Annotated in this window: 20 protein-coding genes and 1 tRNA gene; 6 read left to right on the forward strand and 15 right to left on the reverse strand. The window is 68.3% G+C overall.

The window, feature by feature from the left end:
• Positions 1–124 precede the first annotated feature (124 nt).
• A complete protein-coding gene (locus KV110_RS42140) occupies positions 125–409 on the forward strand; it encodes a thioredoxin family protein (protein ID WP_357939923.1) in 285 nt (94 codons plus the stop codon).
• On the opposite strand, the gene KV110_RS36050 is transcribed toward KV110_RS42140, so the two are convergent.
• The 4 genes from KV110_RS36050 to KV110_RS36065 form a co-directional block, all read right to left on the reverse strand.
• Positions 369–442 (reverse strand) — tRNA-Leu (locus tag KV110_RS36050). The genes KV110_RS42140 and KV110_RS36050 overlap by 41 nt on opposite strands.
• Positions 443–581: 139 nt before the next feature.
• A complete protein-coding gene (locus KV110_RS36055) occupies positions 582–1,499 on the reverse strand; it encodes a ribonuclease Z (RefSeq protein WP_218471610.1) in 918 nt (305 codons plus the stop codon).
• A 110-nt stretch (positions 1,500–1,609) separates the two neighbouring features.
• The gene (locus tag KV110_RS36060) at positions 1,610–3,109 is read right to left on the reverse strand and encodes an amino acid permease (RefSeq protein WP_218471611.1); all 1,500 of its coding nucleotides are present in this window, start codon (positions 3,107–3,109) and stop codon (positions 1,610–1,612) included.
• A gap of 55 nt (positions 3,110–3,164) precedes the next feature.
• Positions 3,165–4,631 (reverse strand): peptide MFS transporter, encoded by a 1,467-nt coding sequence (locus tag KV110_RS36065; protein WP_218471612.1) that lies wholly within the window; start codon positions 4,629–4,631, stop codon positions 3,165–3,167.
• 266 nt (positions 4,632–4,897) lie between these two features.
• Here KV110_RS36065 and KV110_RS36070 point away from each other — a divergent pair, with 266 nt between their 5' ends.
• Positions 4,898–5,365, forward strand: a complete 468-nt coding sequence (locus tag KV110_RS36070; RefSeq protein ID WP_218471613.1) for an SRPBCC family protein — start codon at positions 4,898–4,900, stop codon at positions 5,363–5,365.
• On the forward strand, positions 5,362–6,369 hold the full coding sequence (locus tag KV110_RS36075; protein WP_218471614.1) for an iron-containing redox enzyme family protein: 1,008 nt from the start codon (positions 5,362–5,364) through the stop codon (positions 6,367–6,369). Before KV110_RS36070 ends, KV110_RS36075 begins: the two co-directional genes overlap by 4 nt.
• 108 nt (positions 6,370–6,477) lie before the next feature.
• Here the strand turns inward: KV110_RS36075 and KV110_RS36080 are convergent, their stop codons facing one another.
• The 11 genes from KV110_RS36080 to KV110_RS36130 all read right to left on the reverse strand — a co-directional run bounded on the left by KV110_RS36080 (position 6,478) and on the right by KV110_RS36130 (position 17,161).
• Entirely contained in the window at positions 6,478–6,714 is a 237-nt protein-coding gene (locus KV110_RS36080; protein ID WP_343224144.1) for a CDGSH iron-sulfur domain-containing protein, read from the reverse strand.
• On the reverse strand, positions 6,692–7,348 hold the full coding sequence (locus KV110_RS36085; RefSeq protein ID WP_218471615.1) for a HemK2/MTQ2 family protein methyltransferase: 657 nt from the start codon (positions 7,346–7,348) through the stop codon (positions 6,692–6,694). Before KV110_RS36085 ends, KV110_RS36080 begins: the two co-directional genes overlap by 23 nt.
• Positions 7,349–7,569: 221 nt before the next feature.
• Positions 7,570–8,517 (reverse strand): Ppx/GppA phosphatase family protein, encoded by a 948-nt coding sequence (locus tag KV110_RS36090; RefSeq protein WP_218471616.1) that lies wholly within the window; start codon positions 8,515–8,517, stop codon positions 7,570–7,572.
• Entirely contained in the window at positions 8,514–9,065 is a 552-nt protein-coding gene (locus tag KV110_RS36095) for a DUF501 domain-containing protein (protein WP_218471617.1), read from the reverse strand. Before KV110_RS36095 ends, KV110_RS36090 begins: the two co-directional genes overlap by 4 nt.
• A complete protein-coding gene (locus KV110_RS36100; protein ID WP_218471618.1) occupies positions 9,062–9,730 on the reverse strand; it encodes an FtsB family cell division protein in 669 nt (222 codons plus the stop codon). Before KV110_RS36100 ends, KV110_RS36095 begins: the two co-directional genes overlap by 4 nt.
• A gap of 92 nt (positions 9,731–9,822) precedes the next feature.
• Positions 9,823–11,109, reverse strand: a complete 1,287-nt coding sequence (eno, locus tag KV110_RS36105) for a phosphopyruvate hydratase (protein ID WP_218471619.1) — start codon at positions 11,107–11,109, stop codon at positions 9,823–9,825.
• Between the two features lie 112 nt (positions 11,110–11,221).
• Positions 11,222–11,959, reverse strand: a complete 738-nt coding sequence (locus KV110_RS36110; protein ID WP_218471620.1) for a lytic transglycosylase domain-containing protein — start codon at positions 11,957–11,959, stop codon at positions 11,222–11,224.
• A 66-nt stretch (positions 11,960–12,025) separates the two neighbouring features.
• Positions 12,026–13,708, reverse strand: coding sequence for an ABC transporter ATP-binding protein (locus KV110_RS36115; RefSeq protein ID WP_246634180.1), 1,683 nt, complete (start codon positions 13,706–13,708; stop codon positions 12,026–12,028).
• Entirely contained in the window at positions 13,705–14,619 is a 915-nt protein-coding gene (locus KV110_RS36120; RefSeq protein ID WP_246634181.1) for an ABC transporter permease, read from the reverse strand. Before KV110_RS36120 ends, KV110_RS36115 begins: the two co-directional genes overlap by 4 nt.
• A complete protein-coding gene (locus KV110_RS36125) occupies positions 14,616–15,647 on the reverse strand; it encodes an ABC transporter permease (RefSeq protein ID WP_343224145.1) in 1,032 nt (343 codons plus the stop codon). The genes KV110_RS36120 and KV110_RS36125 overlap by 4 nt, the downstream gene beginning before the upstream one ends.
• Entirely contained in the window at positions 15,644–17,161 is a 1,518-nt protein-coding gene (locus tag KV110_RS36130; protein WP_218471621.1) for an ABC transporter substrate-binding protein, read from the reverse strand. The genes KV110_RS36125 and KV110_RS36130 overlap by 4 nt, the downstream gene beginning before the upstream one ends.
• Before the next feature lie 267 nt (positions 17,162–17,428).
• On the opposite strand from KV110_RS36130, the gene KV110_RS36135 reads away from it, so the two are divergent.
• Genes KV110_RS36135 through KV110_RS36145 form a run of 3 tightly spaced genes read left to right on the forward strand, consistent with a single transcriptional unit; the run spans position 17,429 to position 20,950 of the window.
• Complete coding sequence (locus KV110_RS36135) at positions 17,429–18,631, forward strand: TauD/TfdA family dioxygenase (protein ID WP_218471622.1); 1,203 nt, start codon at positions 17,429–17,431, stop codon at positions 18,629–18,631.
• Positions 18,603–19,613, forward strand: a complete 1,011-nt coding sequence (locus KV110_RS36140; RefSeq protein WP_218471623.1) for an ornithine cyclodeaminase family protein — start codon at positions 18,603–18,605, stop codon at positions 19,611–19,613. Before KV110_RS36135 ends, KV110_RS36140 begins: the two co-directional genes overlap by 29 nt.
• On the forward strand, positions 19,604–20,950 hold the full coding sequence (locus KV110_RS36145; RefSeq protein WP_246634182.1) for an alanine racemase: 1,347 nt from the start codon (positions 19,604–19,606) through the stop codon (positions 20,948–20,950). Before KV110_RS36140 ends, KV110_RS36145 begins: the two co-directional genes overlap by 10 nt.
• Positions 20,951–20,975 lie beyond the last annotated feature (25 nt).

Here is a 20,975-nt window from a genome sequence, read left to right on the forward strand (position 1 = left end):
ATGGCCGCCTTCGCGACCATGAGGGGCCGATCGCGCGGCCGGGCGAACTGGACAGATCAATGACGACTACAAAGCTAACAACCTGCCCACGCCGCGACCAAGACGCCGTCACCGCCAAAGCGATCTGCCTGTCCTGGCCCATTTCAGGGCAGATTGGAGCTCGGAATCTCGGCAGGTCGACCCGAGTCTCGAAGCGATCTACTCCGAGCACCGCGACCAGATCGAGATCGTCAACCTCGACATCGACAGGAATCCGACGACCGCCGCCCCAAGTCGCGCACGCCGCAGCGTCGATCAGCAGCTCCGTGATCGCTACCCGGGAACCGCCTCGTCAGCACAGTCAACGGTACTTGTGTGGATGCTGTACGTGCCCCCAGTCGGACTCGAACCGACACTCGATGGATTTTAAGTCCACTGCCTCTGCCAATTGGGCTATGGGGGCGTCCGGGACAGCGTACCGAGTCGTACGGGTGTACCGGAATTCCGAGTGTTGAACCTGGGCAAAGTGTCGGGGCCATCCGGAAAAAAGTCGGGCACTTGACCAAAGAGCACCGGCCGTAGACGACGAAAAGGCCGGTATGTTATCGCCTGGGCGGCAGCGGGATTCGGCTGAGGTCGGTGGCGATGTGCAGGTCGCCGGTGAAGTATTTGCCCGCTTCGGCGAGGTGGTCGGACAGGTCGCGGTAGCGCTGGGAGAAGTGCGTGAGGACGAGGGTGCGGACGCCCGCGTCGGCGGCTACCCGCGCGGCTTGGCCCGCGGTGAGGTGGCCGTATTCCGCGGCCAAGTGCGCGTCCACGTCGAGGAAGGTGGCCTCGATGACGAGCATGTCGGTGTTCGCGGCGAGTTCGTGCACGCCGTCGCAGAGCCGGGTGTCCATCACGAAGGCGAAGCTCTGGCCCGGACGCGGTTCGCTGACCTCGTCGAGACTAACCGTGCGGCCGGATATTTCGAGGCGACCGCGCTGTTGGAGTTCGCCGATGACCGGCCCGCTCAGTCCGAAGGCACGCAGCCGGTCCGCCAGCATGCGGCGCCCGGGTGGCTCGGTCAGCCGATAACCGAAGGTGTCGACGGGGTGGGAAAGCCGAACCGCGGAAACCTCGAAAGGCACGCCGGGGAAGTCCACCGCCCCCGCTCGATCGATCGGCCTTGGCCGCAGTTCGGCCCGATGGTAGTAGGAGGTGGCGTTGACAAGCCGGTCGTAATACTCCGCGCCGGAGGCGGGAAAGCACACGTCGACCGCGTGCGGCACCTGGTCGAGATTGATCCGCTGGACCACACCGGCGAGCCCGAGGCTGTGATCCCCATGGAAATGCGTGATCGCGATCCGGGTGATGTCGGTGGCCGAGACCCCGGCGAACATCATCTGCCGCTGCGTCCCCTCCCCCGGATCGAACAGCACGCCTTCGTCATCCCATCGCAGCAGATACCCATTGTGGTTGCGCTGCCTGGTAGGCACCTGACTGGCAGTCCCGAGGACTACGAGCTCCCGCTGCGACACCACCGCCACGCTACTCGCGCACCCTGCCCGCCCGGACACACGAAATGCGCCCCTGAGGCAGAGTTGCCCCAGGAGCGCATTCAGCGAAGCGCGAGTGGCGCACCCGCGCGTTACTCCAGGGGTGTGGTGCGCAGCAGCGAGTGGCGGCGGCTGTAGGCGAAGTAGATGACGAAGCCCATGGCCATCCAGACCAGGAAGCGGAGCCAGGTCTCCACCGACAGATTCAGCATCAGCCAGAGGCAGGAGAGGACCGCGAGGATCGGGATCAGCGGAACCAGCGGGACGCGGAAGCCGCGAGGCAGGTCGGGACGGGTGCGGCGCAGGATCAGCACGCCGATCGAGACCAGCACGAACGCGAACAGCGTGCCGATGTTGACCATTTCCTCGAGCGTGCCGAAGTCGACGAAGCCGGCCAGCAGGGCGCAGACGACGCCGACGATGGCGGTGATCCGCACCGGCGTGCCGTGCTTGCCGGTGTGCGCGAGCTTGCGCGGCATCAGCCCGTCGCGCGACATCGCGAACAGCACCCGGGTCTGGCCGAGGAACATCACCATGACCACCGTGGTGAGCCCGGCGAGCGCGCCGATCGAGATGATGTTCTTCACCCAGGTGTCCCCGTGAATCGCGAAAGCCGTTGCCAGCGTGGCATTTCCACCGGAGAGGTCGGTGTAGGGCACCATGCCGGTGAGGACGAGCGACACCGCGACGTACAGGATGGTGACGATGAGCAGCGAGCCGAGGATGCCGCGCGGCACCGCCTTCTGCGGGTTCTTGGTCTCCTCGGCGGTGGTCGCGACGACGTCGAAGCCGATGAACGCGAAGAACACCAGGCTGGCCGCGGCGAGCAGGCCGTACCAGCCGAAGCTGCTGTGCCCGGCGCCGGTCAGGAAGGAGAACAGCGACTGGCGCAGCCCGTCGCCCTCCTCCCCCGGCTGCGACGGCGGAATGTAGGGCGTCAGGTTCTCCGACTTGAAGTAGGTGACACCGACGATCAGCACGAGCGCGATCACGGCCAGCTTGATGGCCACCGCCACCGCGGACACCCGCGAGGACACCTTGGTGCCGGTCGCGAGCAATACGCCCAGAACTGCGATGAGCAGCACCGCGCCCCAGTCGAAGGACAGCGAGCCGATGTGCACGACCGGCGTCGAGCCCATCACCTCACCGAGGTACTGCGACCAGCCCTTGGCCACGACCGAGGTGGCGAGCGCGAATTCCAGGATCAGGTCCCAGCCGATGATCCAGGCGACGAGTTCACCGAAGGTGGCGTAGGAGAACGTGTACGCGCTGCCCGCCACCGGGACCGTCGACGCGAACTCCGCGTAACAGAGCGCGGTCAGTCCGCAGGCGATCGCGGCGAAGACGAACGCCAGCGAGACCGACGGTCCGGCGACGTCGCCCGCGGTCCGCGCGGTGAGCGTGAAGATGCCCGCGCCGATCACCACCGCGACGCCGAAGACCGTGAGGTCCCACGCGGTCAGGTCCTTGCGGAGTTTCGAATCCGGCTCGTCGGTGTCTCGGATCGACTGTTCGACGGATTTGGTGCGGAACAATCCGCCCCATCGAGCAGCCACCTGTTCCGTCGCGTCGTCCGGCTCGCGGATCGCCACACCTTCTCCTCACCTCTGGGTCATGCTGTCGAACTGTCTATGCCCGGCAGGCAGGCTAATGTACGCCCGCCATGTGCCTGCTGATCCGCGGTGCGATGGCGGCCACGATCAGTCCGGCGCAGACCGCGACGGCGCCGGTGATACCGAAGTAGGCGATTTCGTGGTCTCGGTCATAGAACCGAGCCAAAGTACCCGACATCGACGTGCCGATGCCAACCGAGAAAAAATACAGCGCCATCATCTGTGCCCGGAAAGCTTCCGGCGCGAGTTGGGTGGTGACCGCAAGTCCGATGGGTGAGAGCAGCAGCTCCGAGACCGCGAACCCGGCCATGACGGCGACGACGAGCAGTGCGGGAACCGTCTGGCCGCTGAATGCGGACAGCGGCACGAACAGCAGGAACGCCAGGCCCATGCCGACCACACCGAGCGCGAATTTGCGCGGCGTGCTCGGCGCGCGTGAGCCGAGCTTGGTCCACATGAGGGCGAACAGCGGCGACAGCGCGATGATCCAGACCGGCTCGACCGAACCGATCCAGTTCGACGGCGCGGTCCAGCCGAAGACGCTCCAGTTCATCCGTTCGTCGGAGTAGACCGCGAGCACCGTGAAGATCTGCTGGAACAGCGACCAGAACACCGCGTTGGCGATGAACAGCGGGATGAACGCGCGCACCCGGCTGCGTTCGATCGGCAGCACCTTGGCGCTGGTGAGCATGACGACGAAGTAGATGACGGACGCGACGGCGATGACGCCGGTGGTCACCTCGGGCAGATTGTCGAGCGTCACCAGGCCGGTCACCCAGACCACCGCGACCACGACCGCGGCACCGACGAGCAGCCCGATCAGCGGACCGATCGCGCTGCGCGGCAACGGGTTCGGCACCTCACGGCCGTGGGTGCCGAGGTTGTGCCGGAAGACCACGTATTGGGCGAGGCCGAGCGCCATGCCGATCGCCGCCGCGCCGAAGCCGTAGTGGAAGCCGACGTGGTTCTGCAGCAGTCCGGTGATCAGCGGACCGCTGAACGCGCCGAGGTTGATACCGAGATAGAACAGCGTGAACCCGCCGTCGGCGCGGGCGTCACCCTTCGGATACAGCGTGCCGAGCAGCGAGGAGGCGTTGGCCTTGAGCGCGCCGCTGCCGAGTGCGACCAGCACCAGACCGACGCCGACACCGGCCAGGCCGGGCAGCACGGCGAGCGCGATGTGACCCGCCACGACCACGACGCCGCCGTAGAACACCGTCCGCTCCATGCCGAGCAGCCGGTCCGCGATCCAGCCGCCGAGCACCGTGGACAGATAGACCAGGCCGCCGTACGCGCCGACGATGCCGACACCGGTGCTCTGCGACAGGCCGAGCCCGCCTTCGGTCGTCGAGTAGTACAGGTAGTAGCCGAGGATGGTGACCATCCCGTAGTAGGAGAACCGTTCCCAGAGCTCCACTCCGAACAGGTTGGTCAGGCCGATCGGGTGGCCGAAGAGAGTCCGTCCCGCGACCGATTGCTCAGCCGTTGTTGCTTCCGACATCCTCAGACCATCCCATGTTTCGCTCGATTCTTCGGCATCAACACCGAAATCTCGAACATCCTCGCAGCATGCAGCGGATTACGCGACATGCAAGACTGCGAATCAGTACCGAATCCGCAGAATCGCCGCCCGACGGAGCATCGGTCCCGCCACCAGGCGAGGCGTTTCCTCCGGTCCCGGCTGGGCATCCGAGAGACACCGGGTCGCGGTGGCGAACACTCAGCCACCGCAGCGGGCCCACCCTGACGATGGAAAGTGACGCACGAATGGAACCTGTGGAGATCACGGTGACCGCCTCGGTGGAGGACACGTTCGCGGTGCTGGCCGACGGCTGGCTGTACGCGCTCTGGGTGGTCGGCGCCTCGCACATTCGCGATGTCGATGCCGGTTGGCCCGCGGTCGGGACCCGCATCCACCACAGCGTCGGCCCGTGGCCGCTGACTCTGTCCGACACCACGAAGGTGCACGACGTGGACCCGCCGCGGATGCTGGAGTTGGAGGCGCGGCTGTGGCCGGTCGGTTCGGCGTGGATCCGGTTGGAACTGGCCGAGATCACGCCGGACAGTACCCGGGTCAGCATGTACGAACGCGCGATCAGCGGGCCCGCGACCCTGGTGCCCGACGGGGTCCAGGAATTGTTGCTGGTGCCGCGCAACAAGGAATCACTGTCGAGGCTGGCAGATCTGGTCGTCGGCCGGGCACGCAAGACCGAGGAGGAGACCCCGCGCCCATGAGTCGCGACGACATCGCCCCGATCCCGCTACCGCAACCACGCGGCGAACTCTCCGCCGCCGTGCTCGAGCTGCTGCGCACCGAGCCGGGACGCGGCGGCGCGTTGCCCGCGGTCGGCGACGCCGATCCGTACGGCGACGACCTGCAGCTCGCGCTGCACACCTGCTACGAATTGCATTACCACGGAATGGATTCGGTAGACCCTGAGTGGGAGTGGGATCCGGATCTGTTGCGGCTGCGGGCGGCGATGGAGCAACCGTTTCTCGCCGCGCTGCGGCGCGACGTGCCCGGCGGCGCCGACATCGAGGACGAACTCGCGCAACTACTCGTCGAGCCCGCCGAGCCGACGGGGGTCAGTCAGTACCTGCGCGAGAACGGCGAATGGTGGCAGCTGTGTGAGTATTTCGTGCAGCGTTCCATCTACCACCACAAGGAGGCCGACCCGTACGCGTGGGCCATCCCGCGGCTGCGCGGTCAGGCGAAAGCGTCGCTGGTCGCGGTCGAATTCGACGAATTCGGTGGCGGCCGTGGGGAACGCGTGCACGCGCAGTTGTACGCGGACCTACTCGCCGGTGCCAGGCTGGATCCGGGATATCTGCACTACCTCGATGCCGTCCCGGCCCCGATGCTGGCCATCGTGAACATGATGTCGCTGTTCGGTTTGCACCGCGTCCGGCGTGGTGCGCTGGTCGGGCATTTCGCGACGGTCGAGATCACCTCGCCGCCCGGTGCGCGGCGCATGGTGGAGGCGCTGGAACGATTCGATGCCGACCCGGCCTGCCTGCTGTTCTACACCGAACACGTGGAGGCCGACGCCGTACACGAGCAGGTGATGCGCCGTGATGTGATCGGCAACCTGCTCGCGCGGGAGCCGGAACTCACCGAATCGGTCGTCTTCGGTATCCAGGTGACGGATCTGCTGGAAGATCGCTTCGCGCAACATGTTCTGGACAGCTGGCGAGCCGGGCGTAGCTCGTTGCGCGAGGAAATCGCTGCCGCCGTGTGAGTTCGGCAGCCGCTGTGTGAGTTCGGCAGCCGCTGTGCGAGTTCGGCTGCCGCTGTGTGCGCGGGGGCGGCTCCCCATGAGTCGCGGCATCCGTCCGAGCTGTCGCGGTCAGTCGCGACGAGCCTTCTTGCGATGGCTGGTATCGCAGAGCGGAAAAGTCTTGCTGCGCTTGCATCGACACATCGCGACCTGGAATCGATCCGACCGCACCACCGTGCCGTCCTCCGACACCAGTTCCACCGGACCCTCGATCAGCGCGGGACCTCCCGGGACCAGGATGACCCTGCGGTAGTCGGCGGCCGGACGGCCGGTACTCGGTTCCTCAGCGTTCGATGCGGTCGGCACGGATCACCACCAATTCCTCGAAGCGTTGCCCCGGCTCGATATGCTTTGCGGCTTCGAGCCATTCGGCCCGGCGACGCAGCACCGGGCCGAACGGGACGGTCTGGCGCGCGACAATGGATGCCTTCAATCCGTTGTCCCGCAAGTGGTTCAGGGTCAGCTCCTCGCCCGACAGGGTCGAGTGCACGATCAGCGCGACACCACCCTTGGCAAGCAGTTCGGGCAGCATCCCGCACAGCTGGTCGAGCAGCACCCGACCATCGCAACCCGCGTCCCACGCGCGTTTGCGGCCGCGCGTGGCGTCGGGGTCCGCACACGGCACATACGGTGGGTTCGCGAGGACCACGTCGAATGTGCGGCCGCGCACCGCCTGGGTGAAATCACCATGGATCAGTTCGATCGGCACACCAGCGGCGCGGCTGTTCAGCCAGGCCGTCGCGATCGCGCGCCGGGAGACGTCGACGGCGGTGACCGAGGAGGCGCCCATCCGGGCGGCCCGGATCGCGAGCGCGCCGGTACCGGTACACGGGTCGAGTACCCGCGGCTGCCGGGGCAGCGCGGCACCGGCAGCGGCACGGGCCAGCAGCCAGGTGTCGGTTTGCGGGCGGTATACGCCGGGGCATCGTATGAGTCGCATCGGAGATCGAATACCTCGCCGCACCGACTCGAAACAGGCACGCGTTAACCTCACACCGCAGCCACCAGCAGCGATGCCAAGAGCGCCGGGGCGACTCAACGGACGGAGGGGCACGAGGCCGCGGTCCCGCGATTGGGCACCTGGTTTGCCGCCGTTAGCTCAGGCTGAACCGAACGGTTTCTCGCACTGGTGTTGAAACCGCTAGGCGATGCTGAAGTCCATTAGGCGATGGAGAGGGCGATGCCGTCCAGAATGTCGTGCTCGGAAACGACGAGCTCGGCGATGCCCGCGCGGCGAGACAGCTCATCGGCGAGAACCTCGGCGATGACGGCGCCGCCGCCGATGACGTCGACCCGGCCGGGATGCATGGGTCCGAGGGCGGCGCGCTCGTCGTGCGTCATGCCGATCAGGCGATCGCACACCTCGCGCAATTGATCCTGGTTGAGCCGGGTGAGGTGGACCTTCGCCGAGTCGTATTCGGGCAGGTCGAGGGCGACGGCGGCCAGGGTGGTCATGGTGCCCGCGACGCCGACCCAGGTGTGCGCGCCTTCGACCGGAACTCGGGCGAAGGCCTCGGATAGTCGTTCGGCCGCGAATTCTTTTGCCGCGCCGACTTGTTCGGCGCTCGGCGGGTCGCCGGGCAGGCAGCGCTCGGTGATCCGGACACAGCCCACATCGGCCGAGTAGGCGGCCTGCACACCGTCGCTGTCGCCGAAAACCAGCTCGGTCGATCCGCCGCCGAGGTCGACCACGACGAAAGGCCCTGCCTCGCTGGACAGTTCGCCGATGGCACCGGCGAAGGACAGCCGTGCCTCCTCATCACCGGTGATCACTTCGGCCTCCGCGCCAGGCACCACGGTGCCGAGTTCGGCACGCGCCATGGCGAAGAAGTCGTCCCGGTTGGCCGCGTCGCGGGTGGCGGAAGTGGCCGTCATCCGTACCCGGACGACACCCGTCTCCCGCATCAGCGCGGCGTAGTCGGCCAACGCGACCCTGGTGCGTTCGATCGCTTCCGGCGCAAGCGAACCGGTCGCGTCGACCCCCTGGCCGAGGCGCACGATTCGCATCTCGCGATGCACGTCGGCGAGCCGGCCGTCGCCGAGCACGTCGGCGATCAATAGTCGGATGGAGTTGGTACCGCAATCGACGGCAGCTACCCGATCACTCATGACTGTGCTCCGTTTTCTCCGACGCCGATGTCTTCGCGAACGCCGACCCGCTCGTATTTCGGCCAGTCGGCCGGAATCGCGGTGCCGCGCAAGCCGTTATCGGCGGCCAGTGCCACCGCCTCGTCACCGAAGGGGTTCACCCCCGGCCCCTTGGCCAGCGCATGCGCGATCAGCACGTGCAGGCACTTGACCCGCTCCGGCATCCCGCCGCCGGTGAAATCGGTACCGAGCGACTCGATTTCATCGCGCTCGGCCAGATAGCTTTCGTGCGCGGCACGGTAGGCGGCGGCCAATTCCGGGTCGCTGCCGAGCCGTTCGGTCATCTCGCGCATCACGCCCGCGGATTCCTGCCTGCTCGCTTCGGCGGTGAGCCGCGGGTCGGTCAGGTAGTACAGGGTGGGAAACGGGGTGCCGTCGGGCAGTCGGGGCGCGGTTTTCACGACGGCCGGGGTCCCGTCCGGGGTGCGATAGGCGACGGCCAGCACGCCGCGTGGTTCGCGGCCGAGCTGCTTGGCGATGATCGCGAGATCCTGGTCGTTCGGTGTCACCTGGGTCCTTCCGGTCCTGGCGGCGGTGCGGCCGGCGGCGGACCAGGTGCTGGTGTCCGGTCGGCCGCGGGGTCTGGTTGGGGTTCGGAGATGCTGCGCCACAGCTCGGTGTACCAGGGGTCGGGTTCCCTGGACTTGGTCGCGGCGGTCGGTGCGGCGGGTGCCTCGATGCCGGGCACCTGCACGATGTAGGGGGTCTCGCCGGGCAGCACCAGCCGCAGCCGGTCCCGCGCCTCGGACCTGATGTAGGCCGGATCCTGTTGCTGCGCACGGCGATCCCGCAACCGCGCGAGATCGGACTCCAGTTCCTGCCGCTGCTGCGCCAACTGCGCCGCCTCGGCCCGCTGGGTGAAGTACGTGCGCATCGGCACGGCCAGCGTGAGCGCGAGCGCGCACACGACGATGGCGAGGACCACCGCCTTGCCGGTGGACAGGCCGAGGATGGTGCGCTCGTGTCTGTCCGTGCCGTGTTCGGCGCGCAGCCCGATCTTCTGCGGCCCAGCCTTCTTGTCGTCGGACCGCCTGCGCGCGGTGCGCTTTACCGCGGCAGGCCGGGCCGCGGTCTCCGTATCGGATCCGGCCTTGGGCCGCGATCTGGCGGAACGCGACGTGCGGCGGTCCCCACGCCCGGCTGGACTGGATCCACGCGCACGTCGCTCCGTCATAGCGAACCCCTGTATCTAATCTGCGGTGCTCCCGGGGCCCTGCGTGGTTACGCAGGCTACCGCCTCCGGGCCCATCGCTCGCACCGCCATGACTAACCCTCGAATGCGAAGCGCGGGAACGCGACGTCGCCTGCGTACCGCGCGGAGTCACCGAGTGCGTCCTCGATGCGCAGCAGCTGGTTGTACTTGGCAACCCGCTCGCTGCGCGCCGGCGCACCCGTCTTGATCTGGCCGCTGCCGACCGCGACCGCGAGATCGGCGATGGTGGTGTCCTCGGTCTCGCCGGACCGGTGGCTCATCATCGTCTTGTAGCCGTTGCGGTGCGCGAGTTCCACCGCATCCAGCGTCTCGGTGAGCGTGCCGATCTGGTTCACCTTCACCAGCAGCGCGTTCGCGGCGCCCTTGGCGATGCCCTCTTCCAACCGCTCCGGATTGGTGACGAACAGGTCGTCGCCGACGATCTGGATCTTCTCGCCGATCTCGTCGGTGAGCGAGACCCAGCCGTCCCAGTCGTCCTCGGACAGCGGGTCTTCGATGGAGACCAGTGGGTAGGCGGCGAGCAGCTCGGCGTAGAACTGGGTCATCTCGGCGGCACTGCGGACACTGCCTTCGAACTTGTAGCCGCTGCCGGTGGTGTAGAACTCGGTGGCCGCGACATCGAGCGCGAGCGCGACGTCGCTGCCCAGCTTCAGACCGGTCTTGCCGATGGCCGTGCTGATCAGGTCGAGCGCCTCACGGGTGCCGGCCACGTCGGGGGCGAACCCGCCCTCGTCGCCGAGGCCGGTGGCCAGGCCCTTCGACTTCAGCTCCGCCTTGAGCGCGTGGTACACCTCGGCACCCCAGCGCAGCGCCTCCTTGAAGGTGGGCGCGCCGATCGGGGCGACCATGAATTCCTGAACGTCCACGCTGGTGTCGGCGTGCGCGCCACCATTGAGGATGTTCATCATCGGCACCGGAAGCACGTGCGCGTTCGGCCCACCGAGGTAGCGGAACAGCTCCAGGCCCGAGGACTCGGCGGCGGCGCGGGCCACCGCAAGCGAGACGCCGAGCAGGGCGTTCGCGCCGAGACGGGACTTGTCCGGGGTGCCGTCCAGATCCAGCAGCACCTGGTCGACGGTGCGCTGCTCGACCGCGTCCAGGCCGATGACGGCCGGTGCGATCTCGTCGAGGACACCCTCGACGGCCTTCTGCACGCCCTTGCCGCCGTAGCGGTCGCCGCCGTCACGCAGCTCTACTGCCTCGTGCTCGCCGGTGGACGCGCCGGACGGCACGGCCGCCCGGGTCAGGGTGCCGTCGTCGAGGGCGATCTCGACCTCGACAGTGGGGTTTCCGCGAGAATCCAGGATCTCACGAGCTCCGACCTGTTCGATGATGGCCACGAAAACGACACTCCTTCGGCTGCAGGCACGGTAGGTCTCACGGGAATTGCCGTGCGTTGCGAGCCTAGCGTCCGCCGAGCTGGGCGGGTAACCGGCACTCCGGTCGACGAGGTCACACCCGCCGCCCGACGCTGTAGGCCGCGGCGCGGTCGCGCACGGTGTGCAGGTACCTGGTGGACTGGTTGTAGGTGAGCAGCGCCCGCTGCCAGCCGTGTTCGGAGGTCAGGTCGCCGCCACTGGCGCACAGGTAGCGGGCCGCGGTGAGCGCCGCGTCATCGATGTTCTGCGGGTCGGCGACGCCGTCGCCATTGGCGTCGACACCCCAGCGCTGCCAGGTTTCCGGGATGAACTGGAGCGGACCGATCGCCCGGTCGAACACCGGGTCACCGTCGAGCGCGCCGCCGTCGGTGTCCTTGACCAGGGCGACGCCAGGGGCACCGTCGAGCGGGATGCCGATGATCGGCGGGCGAACCACGCCGTCCGCATCGATGCGCGAGCCGCGATGGGTGCCGTGCTTGCTCTCCACGCTCGCGATCCCCGCGATCGTCGTCCAGGCGATGCCGCAGCCCGGCCTGGACCGCACCAGCACCGCCGCCGCGTAGCCGTACGCCTCCAGCGCGACCGACGGAATCGCCATGCGATCCGCCTGTTCCTCGGCCCACCCGCGCAACTGGAGCGCGGTGCGGCCGGGGCCGTCCAGGTCGATCAGCGGCAGCGGCGTGCCGGGGCCGGGCGGAATGCCCTCGGGAATCGGGGTGAGATCACTGTCGATCCCACACCCGGCGAGCACGAGGGTCACCAGGACGGCGACCAAAGCGCCGGTCTTCTTCAAGAGCACTCCACCTATCATCCAGATCCGGCGGGGCAGCTCCGGGAATTCGCTGGTCGCCGGAGTAAATGGGGCGAGTCGGGTGGGTCAGCCGAGCAGTGCGCGGGTGGCCGGATGGGTGGGGGCGGCGAGGATGGCGCTGGTATCGCCGGATTCGACGATTCGGCCGTGGTCGAGGACCACCAGGCGCGGGCAATGCGCGGCGACGACGCCCATGTCGTGGCTGATCACCAGCAGGCCCATCCGGCGGTCCGCGCGAATCCGATCCAGCAGGGTCATGATCGAGGCGGCGGTCGCGTGGTCCAAGGCGGAGGTGATCTCATCGCAAATGAGGACGGCGGGTTCCGCGGCGAGGGCGCGAGCCAGTGCGACACGCTGTCGCTGCCCGCCGGACAGCTCGTGCGGATAGCGGGCGGCCAATTCGGGGGCCAGCTCTACCGAGGCGAGTAGTTCGGCGACCCGTTGCCCCAGTTGGCGTCTCGGCACCTTGCCGATGCGGCGTAGCGGGCGTCCGAGGGTCTGCGCGACGGTGCGCCGTGGATTGAGCGCGGACCGCGGGTTCTGGGTGACCAGCTGAATGCCGTTGCGGCCATGGGCGGTTCGTCTGCCGGTGGTGACCGGTACCGAGGTTCCGCGCAGCTCGAGTGTTCCCGTCGCAGCGCGATGCAGACCCGCGATCACCCTGGCCAGTGTCGTTTTGCCTGCGCCTGACGCACCGACCACCGCGAGCGCTGAGCCTGGTGCCAATTCCAAATCAACCCCCGCCAACACCTCACGTTCGGCAATCGCGGTACCGATTCCCTTGGCGCGCAGCAGAAATGGTTCAGTAACCTGTGCTACCGAGCCGGGCACTGAGGTACCCGTAGTGTCAGCTAACCCGTCGTCCGTGGTGCGCGCAGCCGTCGTGCGGTGCCCACCCGACGAGCTCTCGCCCAGCAGATCGCTCGTGCTATCGCGCTCGACGATCGGGCGGTTCGCCGCCAGCAGCGCCGCCGACCCGGCACCAAGCTCGATCACGTTGTCCGCGATGGCGTGCACGGTGGCGGTGTCGTGGCCGGAGAGCAGGATGGCGGTGGCGCGCTCGACGGCGATCTCGGTCAGCAGGCGCGCGATGTCGGTGCGCAGGGAGCCGTGCAGGCCCGCCAGCGGCTCGTCGAGGATCAGGACGCCGGTGCGGCGGATCAGGGCGCGGGCCAAGGCGACTCGGCGCTGCTGGCCGCCGGAGAGTTCGCCGGATCTGCGGCGCAGATGTTCCGCCGAGAGGCCGACCAGTTCCAATGTCTCGATGACGGTGTCACGCGAGGCGTGCCCGGCGACCTCGTGCAGCAGGCCGTGCACCCGCATCAAGGGGTTGAGCGCCGACCCGGGGTCTTGCCCTACGTAAGCGACGTGAGTGCGCCGGAAGTGCTGCCGGGCAACGGGATCCAGCGCGAACACATCGTGGCCCGCGACCGACACCGAGCCGGTGCGGCGGGCGGCACCGGACGGCAGTTGTCCGAGCAGTGCCCGCATGAGCGTTGTCTTACCCGATCCGGACGGTCCGGTGAGCGCGGAAATACTGCCTGCGGCGATCTGAAAACTGGTGGGCTCGAACAACTCCTGCCCGGCGGACCCACGCACCGACAACTCCTCGACTACCACCGGCACGCTCGCGGCAGACCGAGCGCTACCGAGTTCCCGCGCGGGGTTGTTCGCCTCGTCGCAGTGTCCGCCAGCGACGCCACGCGGGGCCTTGGCCGCCCTTTGCACATCGAGCACGGGGTCACTCACCGCGACTCCCCTCGTCCGAAGGCCGTCACGGCGAGGTTGACGCTCACCGCGACAACCGCGATCGCCAGGCTCGGCGCGAGCACCGCCCAGGGATTGAGCAGCATCCCGGAGGAGTTCTCGCGCACCATGACTGCCCAGTTGCTCGCGCCGAGGGTGGTCGGCAGTTGCAGGAACGACGCCGTGCTGACCAGGTAGACGGCGGCCACGAAACGCAGCCCGAGCTGAGCGGTGATCACCTCGCGCAGGTTCGGGATCACTTCACGGAAGACCAAGTGCGGCAGCGTTTCACCGCTGGCCTGGGCCGCCTCGACGTACCCGGACGCCGCGACACCCGCCGCGGCGGCGGCGAAAACCCGTGCACAGTACGGCGTGCCGAAGAGCAGCGCGACAACGAGCAAGCCGTACGCGCCCGCGTCCGGCCACGAGGTCAGCACCAGCAGGATGCCGAGAACGGCCGGAAGCAGCATGGCGAAGTCGGTCGCGCGTTCGATCAGCGTGCCGATGCGGGGCCGCAGCGCGGCGACCGCGCCGAGCACACAGGACAGCGCCGTCACCGCTAGCGCGATCACCGCGGCCAGCAGCAGCAGACCCCAACCGCCGTACAGCAATTGACTCAGGACGTCACGGCCGAGCCGGTCAGTACCGAACCAGGCATCGGTCCCGGCGTCGCCGAACGGAATTCCGATCGGGGTCTCGGCCGCGTGCGGGGCCAGTGCGGGGCCGAGCACGGCGAGCAGCGTCACCACCACGGCGGGCAGCACTGTCAACACCCGCAGGCGGTGCACGCGACGGCGATTCCTCCGCTGTCCATCGACCACGTCGCCTGGGGCGCCGTCGACCTCGGCTGCGACGGTGTCCACCCCCGGCGCACCATCGGCGGGAAGCATTCCGCGGATACGTAGTCGTTTCATCCGTGCCCCCGTAATGACCAAGCGCGGATTCCGTCGGCGACCGCGAGCACGCACATGATGACCGCGCCGGACAGCGCGACCACCGAGGCGACCACCGACACGTCGCGATCCGCCACCGAACCGGCGAGCACCGCACCAAGGCCCGGGTAGTTGAAGATGGTCTCCACCACCAGCGAACCGCCCAGCACCATGCCGACGGTGGTCGCGAAACTCGCGACGATCGTGGGCAGCGCGAAGGGCAGCACATGCCGGACCAGCACGGTGCGGGCCGAAATACCGTCCAGCACCGTGCTTTCCACGTGCGGTGCCTGCGCGGCGTCGACCAGCGCGGCGCGCACCACCCGGGTATTCCACCCGATCTGCGGGATCGCCAGCGCCAGCACGGGAAGTATCAGCATGTCGGGACTCGCCGGAAAGCCGGAGCGGTCGGTGATCGTGACGGCGGGTAGCCAGCCCGCGGCGAGCGCGAACACCAGAATCAACAGCGTCGCGACCACGAATTCGGGTATCGCCGCGGCGACGGTCGTCGCGGGTTGCAGGATTCGCACCGTGCTCTGCCGGATGACCGCCGTCGACCTCCGAAGCGTGTCGGCACCGCGCCGAGCGGGAACGACGCCCGCGGTCACCGCGCCAGGCCCGACACCCACTCCCGGCGCGAGGCTCTGTCGCGCCGCCCACCAAGCACCGAGCACCAGCGACACCACTACCGTCACCACCAGGGCGAGCCCGCCGAGCAGCAGCGTCGGCGGAAACTTGTCGGCAAGCAACTCATTGATCGAACGCCCGCGCGCCGTGCTACCGAAATCGCCGGTCAGCACACCGGAGATCCAGCTCCAAAAGCGTTCCGGCAGTGGACGATCCAGCCCCAGTTCGCGCTCCTTCGCCGCGACCCGCTCCGGGGTCGCGTCCCGCCCGAGCACCGCCCGTGCCGTACTGCCCGGCAACAAATCCACGACCACGAAGACCGTTGCCAGCAAGGCAATCAGCAGGGCGATGCGCCGGACGAGTAGGCGCGCGAACGGGATCACTCCGCCAACCAGGCTCGTTCCAACTGGACCCTGGCGTAGCCGCCGAGCGTCGGCAGGTCGTGCACCCGGGCGGACGCGATGTCGATGCCATCGGCCATACCCCACACCAGGTAGCCGCCGCGCTCGTGCTGGATGCGCTGCACGTCGCGACAGGCCTGCCCGTACTCCGAGTCGCTCTGCGCCGCCAGGGCTTTCGCGGTGGCGGCGTCGAAAGCGGCGTCCTTGAAGTCGGTTTCGTTGCGGTTGGAGCCGCTGGACATCAGCTTGTTCGCGTAGAACAGCGTGGAATCGTTGGTGCCCCAGGAGACGGTGTAGAGCGGGGCCTTCAACCAGGTCTGGTCGTAGAAGGCGTTCGCGTCCTGGGTCACCACCTCGAGGCGGACACCGATATCGGCCAGCTGCGTTGCGATCACCTTCGCCGATTCGACCTCGCCGGGCGCCTCCGCCTTGGTGAGCAGCGGATAACTGCGGCCGGTATCGAAACTTGCCTCGCGCAGCAGCGTCCGCGCGCGATCGACATCGCGGGTGCGCTGCGCGATCGACTTGTCGTACATCGGGTCGCCGGTGCCCAGAATGTCGTTGGCCACCTTGCCGTATCCCGAATGCACCTGGTTCACCAGGGCATTCCGGTCGACGCCGAGCCGGACGGCGGTGCGCACCCTGGCGTCGGCGAACGGCCCGTCCGAGGCGCGCATCGCGACGCCGAGCATGGTGTCGTCGGCGCGCCGCACCACTCGCAGATCGGCCCGCCCCTCGGCCGTGCGGCCCGCGATCGCACCGACATTGGAGGCCAGGTCGATCTGTCCGCCGAGCACGGCATTGCCCAGCGCCGTCGCGCTCTCGAACATGGTGACCTCGATGGCGTCGAGCAGCGGCGGCTCGCCGTGCCAGCGCTCGTTGCGGACCAGCCTGGCATTGCCGCCCTGGTACGACTCGAGCCGAAACGGGCCGGTGCCAACGGCTTTGGTGAAGTCGGTGGTGTCCTTCTTGACGGTGAACGTCATCAGCCGCACCAGCAGCGGCAGCTGGGTGTTCGGCTCGGGCACGGTGAGCACCACCCGGTTCGGCCCGTCCGCGGCGATGTCTTCCACGGCGACCGGCATTTTCGAGGCGCCGCCGACCGTGCGCAGCCTGCGCAACGACCACACCACGTCGTCCGAGGTCACCGGTGTGCCGTCATGGAAGGTCGCGCCGTCGGCGAGGGTGAAGGTCCAGCGGCGCCGTTCCACGTCCGGCTCCCACCGAGTGGCCAAGCGCGGAGCCACATTCGGGTCGGCGCCGGGTACGGTGAGCGCGTCGTACACCAGCGAGGTGATCAGGAAGTCGCTGTCGTTGCTGAGATTGGCGTGCGGATCGCGTTCGATCCGGGCCGCGGTGCCGAGCGCACCGACCCGTAGCGTGCCGCCGCGCCGCGCGGGCCCGGACGAGTCCGTGTCCTTCGAGCACGCGGCGAGCAGCAGCACCGCTCCCACACCGAGACTCGACTGCAACAGCTGCCGCCGATTCAAACCCATTGCGCTGCCTTCTTCCTGGACGAACATCCGGTACCCGCGGTCGGCGGTCCTGTGGAGGGCAAGGCGCCGATGCGATCAGGAAAGGCTAGCCTAATAGGCTTTTCGCCACGCCGGGGCACTGAAGCCGGACTTCACTTGATTTATGTGTTTCTGCTATTTTTGACCGACTCGCTTAGGTAAGCCTTGCTTAACGCGGTCAGACCGGATAGCTTCGCAGATCGACGTCACTCCTGCTTTTTCGAACGATGCGAAGAAGGGAAACCCTCGGTGAAAGGCGTTCTCTCCGAACGTAAGACGCTTCACCCGCAGGATATCGAGCGCCGTGAGCTCCCCGCCGCCGCCGGGCGTGCGGTGCGTGAACTCGCGCGGGAGATATCTACCACACTCGATTCGACGCCGCACGACCCGGCCACCATGGCCGACACGCTGACCGATCCGGCCTTGATCGCGCAGATCGACGCCAGGGTCGGCGAATTGCCCGCCGATGTCCGGCGCACCATGCGCCCGCCCGCCACTGCGGCCGGTGCGACCATCGTGAGCAGGCTTCCGCTGACCGATGACGAATGCGGGCCGACCCCGCCGAGCTGGCGCGAGGCCGCCCAGTGGAGCGGCAGCGCAACCCGCCGCGCGAGTTCGTTCGAACTCGACCTGGTCATGCTGCTGCTGGCCCGGTCCGCCGGTGAGCCGTTCGGCTGGCAAGGCCAGCAGGGCGGCCGGCTGGTCAACAACATCCTGCCCTCCCCCGGCCATGAGCACGAGCAGTCGGGTGCGAGCAGCAAGACGCTGCTCAGCCCGCACAGCGAGGATGCTTTCCACCCGGCGCGCGCCCATTTGCTGATGCTCGCCTGCCTGCGCAATCCGGACATGGTCGGCACCACCGTGTCATCGGTGCGGCGCGTCGAACTCACCGCCGAGCAGCGGCGGCTGCTGAGCGTACCGACCCTGCCGATCCTGCCCGACGTCTCCTACGGCACCGGGCACGAACGGTATTCGGCTCCCCCGCTGCCGACGCTGTGGACCCCGGCCGGACCGGACGAGGCGACGCTGCGCTACGACCCGGCCTACACCCCGCTCGACGACGCAGACGCCGAATTCCGCGCCGCCTACGCCAGGCTCACCGCCGAGTTGGAGCGGGTCTGCGTCACGGCCGCGCTCGCTCCCGGTGAGGTGCTGCTGGTGGACAATGACGTCGCGGTGCACGGTCGAGTACCGTTCACCGCGCGCTACGACGGCACCGACCGCTGGCTGAAGCGGGTGAACGTGCGCCTGCCCGAACGACCGCGGCGGGCCGAAGAGGCCGACGAGAATGGGTACGGGCAACGGATCGTCGCCCCGTTCCGAGCGGCAGGCAGCACCGCGTTCGGGTCCGGCGGCGTCGAACCCGCCCGCACGGACGGACACCGGGAGAACGATCCGGTGGGAACAGAGCGGGAAGCAGCACATGATCGAGGACCCTTTGAACACTCGTGACCGGACCACCCCCCTGCGGGTGCTGAGCCGCAGCGACCTGGCCGGCGTGCCGATCACGCCCGGCGATGTCGTCCGCGCGGTGGAGGACGCGTATCTGGCTTTCGCCGCGGGCGATTCGGACAACCCGCGCAAACTCAGCGTGGCGAACCCGGACGGCTGGTCGGTGTCCTACGCGATGCTCGGCCGCGACGGACGCCGCCGGGTGGTCGCGATGAAGACCTCGTACAAGTTCGATCCCGGTCACGATCGCAGCACCAAGCGCTATTACACGACCATCACGCTCTACGACGACAGCACCGGCGCGCCGATCGCGATGATGGACTGCTCCAGGGTCGGTGCGCTGCGCACGCCGGCGGTGTCGGCGCTGCTGGTGCGCGAGACCATTCGCCGCGGCGCGGAGAGCGTGCTGTTGATCGGTACCGGCACGCAAGGGCGAAACGCGTTGCCGCACTTGCTCGCCGCGAATCCGCAGCTGCGCAAGCTGATGCTGTACGGCACCCATCCCGAAGGTTTGGACGCGGTGCACCGCCAGCTTGCCGAGTACTACCCGCACGCGCTGCTCGAAACCGTGGAAGATCCGCGGGCCGCCGCGGCCACCGCCGATGTGGTGTTGGCCACCGCGGGTCCGGGCACCGAGGTGGCGCTCGAATCCAGTGATCTCGCACCGGGTTCGACGGCGGTGCTGGTCGGCTACGGGCTGGCTCCTTCGACGCTGATCGACGCCGACCGGGTCGTCGCAACCAGCGCCGAGCAAATGGCGTTGACCGGTACCGACATGGTCGGGCCGGACGGGAAGCTGCGCGCGGTGGACGCCGAGTTGCCGCAGATCCTGAGCCGCCGTGCGGTCGCACGGCGCTCGGACGACGAGCGCATCTTCGTCTACAACAGCGGGCTCGTGCTGACCGACATCGCCGTCGCGCACGCCCTCGCCGAGCGCGCCATCGCCGAGGGACGAGGCACGGAGGTGCCGCTGTGGGATTAGAGGCCCCGACGCGAAGTTCCAGCTGCGCGACTCCCCTTCCGGCGCACCTCGACGAGTGGGAGCAGCGCGCGCTGGGTGACCCGAACATGCTCGGCGACATCGCCTTCACACTGGGCGGGCCGTTTCACGTGATGTACCCGCCCCGGGTCGGCCGCAATATCCAAGGATTCCGCGCGGCCTTCGCGCAGGCCGATGTCGACGGCCTCATCTACTACGGCAAGAAGGCGAACAAGTCCGCTGCCGTCGTGCGCGCCTGTGCGGAACACGGTGTGGGCGTGGATGTTTCCAGCACCGGCGAACTGACGGCGGCGCTGGCACATGGCATTCGCGGCGCCGAGCTGATGGTGACCGGACCCGCGAAGTCCGACGATCTGCTCTGGCTGGCCACCCGGCACGGCGCACTGATCGCCGTCGATGACCCCGGTGAGCTCGATCGGCTTGCCGCACTTGGCACCTCGACCGCACCGGCCCGCGTCCTGCTTCGCGTGCTGCCCGCCGCGTCCGCCAGCCGGTTCGGGATGACCGATGCCGAGATCGACCGGGCGCTGTCCGCACTCGACGGCTGCGACTCGATTCGTCTGGAGGGCTTCAGCTTTCATCTCTCCGGCTACGACGCACCGGCGCGCGCCGAGCTGGCCGGTGCGCTGATCGCCCGCTGCCTGCACACGCGGACGCTCGGCCACCCCGCCACGACGCTGTCGATCGGCGGCGGATTCGGTGTCGACTACGTCCCGGCGACCGCATGGGCCGAGTTCACCGAACACGTCGACCGGCAGTGGTTCCACTCGGGCAAGTCGTTCGAGTCGTACTACCCCTACCACTTTCCGGCGCCAGGCCCCGCCATGCTCACCGCTATCCTGACGCACGACGGGCTCGCCGAGCGACTGCGCGACAACAACATCCGGCTGGCGATCGAGCCGGGCCGGGCACTGCTCGCCAACGCCGGATTCACCGTCTTTCGGGTGCAGGGCAGCAAAGTCCGGCACGCCAACGGCGAGCCGTACTGCCTCGTCACCGTCGACGGCACCAGCCTGAGCCTGTCCGAGCAGTGGTTCGACAGCGAATATCTGCCCGATCCCCTGCTGTGGCCCGCCCGGCCGGGCACCACCACGCCGACCAGCGTCGGCGCCGCCACCTGTCTCGACTCCGACCTGCTCAGCTGGCGGCGGGTACCGCTGCCGCGTGCCGCCGAGGTAGGCGACCTGCTGATCTACCCGAACACCGCCGGGTACCAAATGGATTCGAACGAGTCCGCCTTCCATGACCTGCCGATACCGCCGAAGGTGGTGCTGCACGACGCGCCCGGCGACCGGTACCGCTGGACGCTCGACGGCTGACACCCACCCACTACCCCGAACGAGG

Origin of the sequence: Nocardia iowensis, assembly GCF_019222765.1 — a bacterium.
GTDB classification, from domain to species: Bacteria; Actinomycetota; Actinomycetes; order Mycobacteriales; family Mycobacteriaceae; genus Nocardia; species Nocardia iowensis.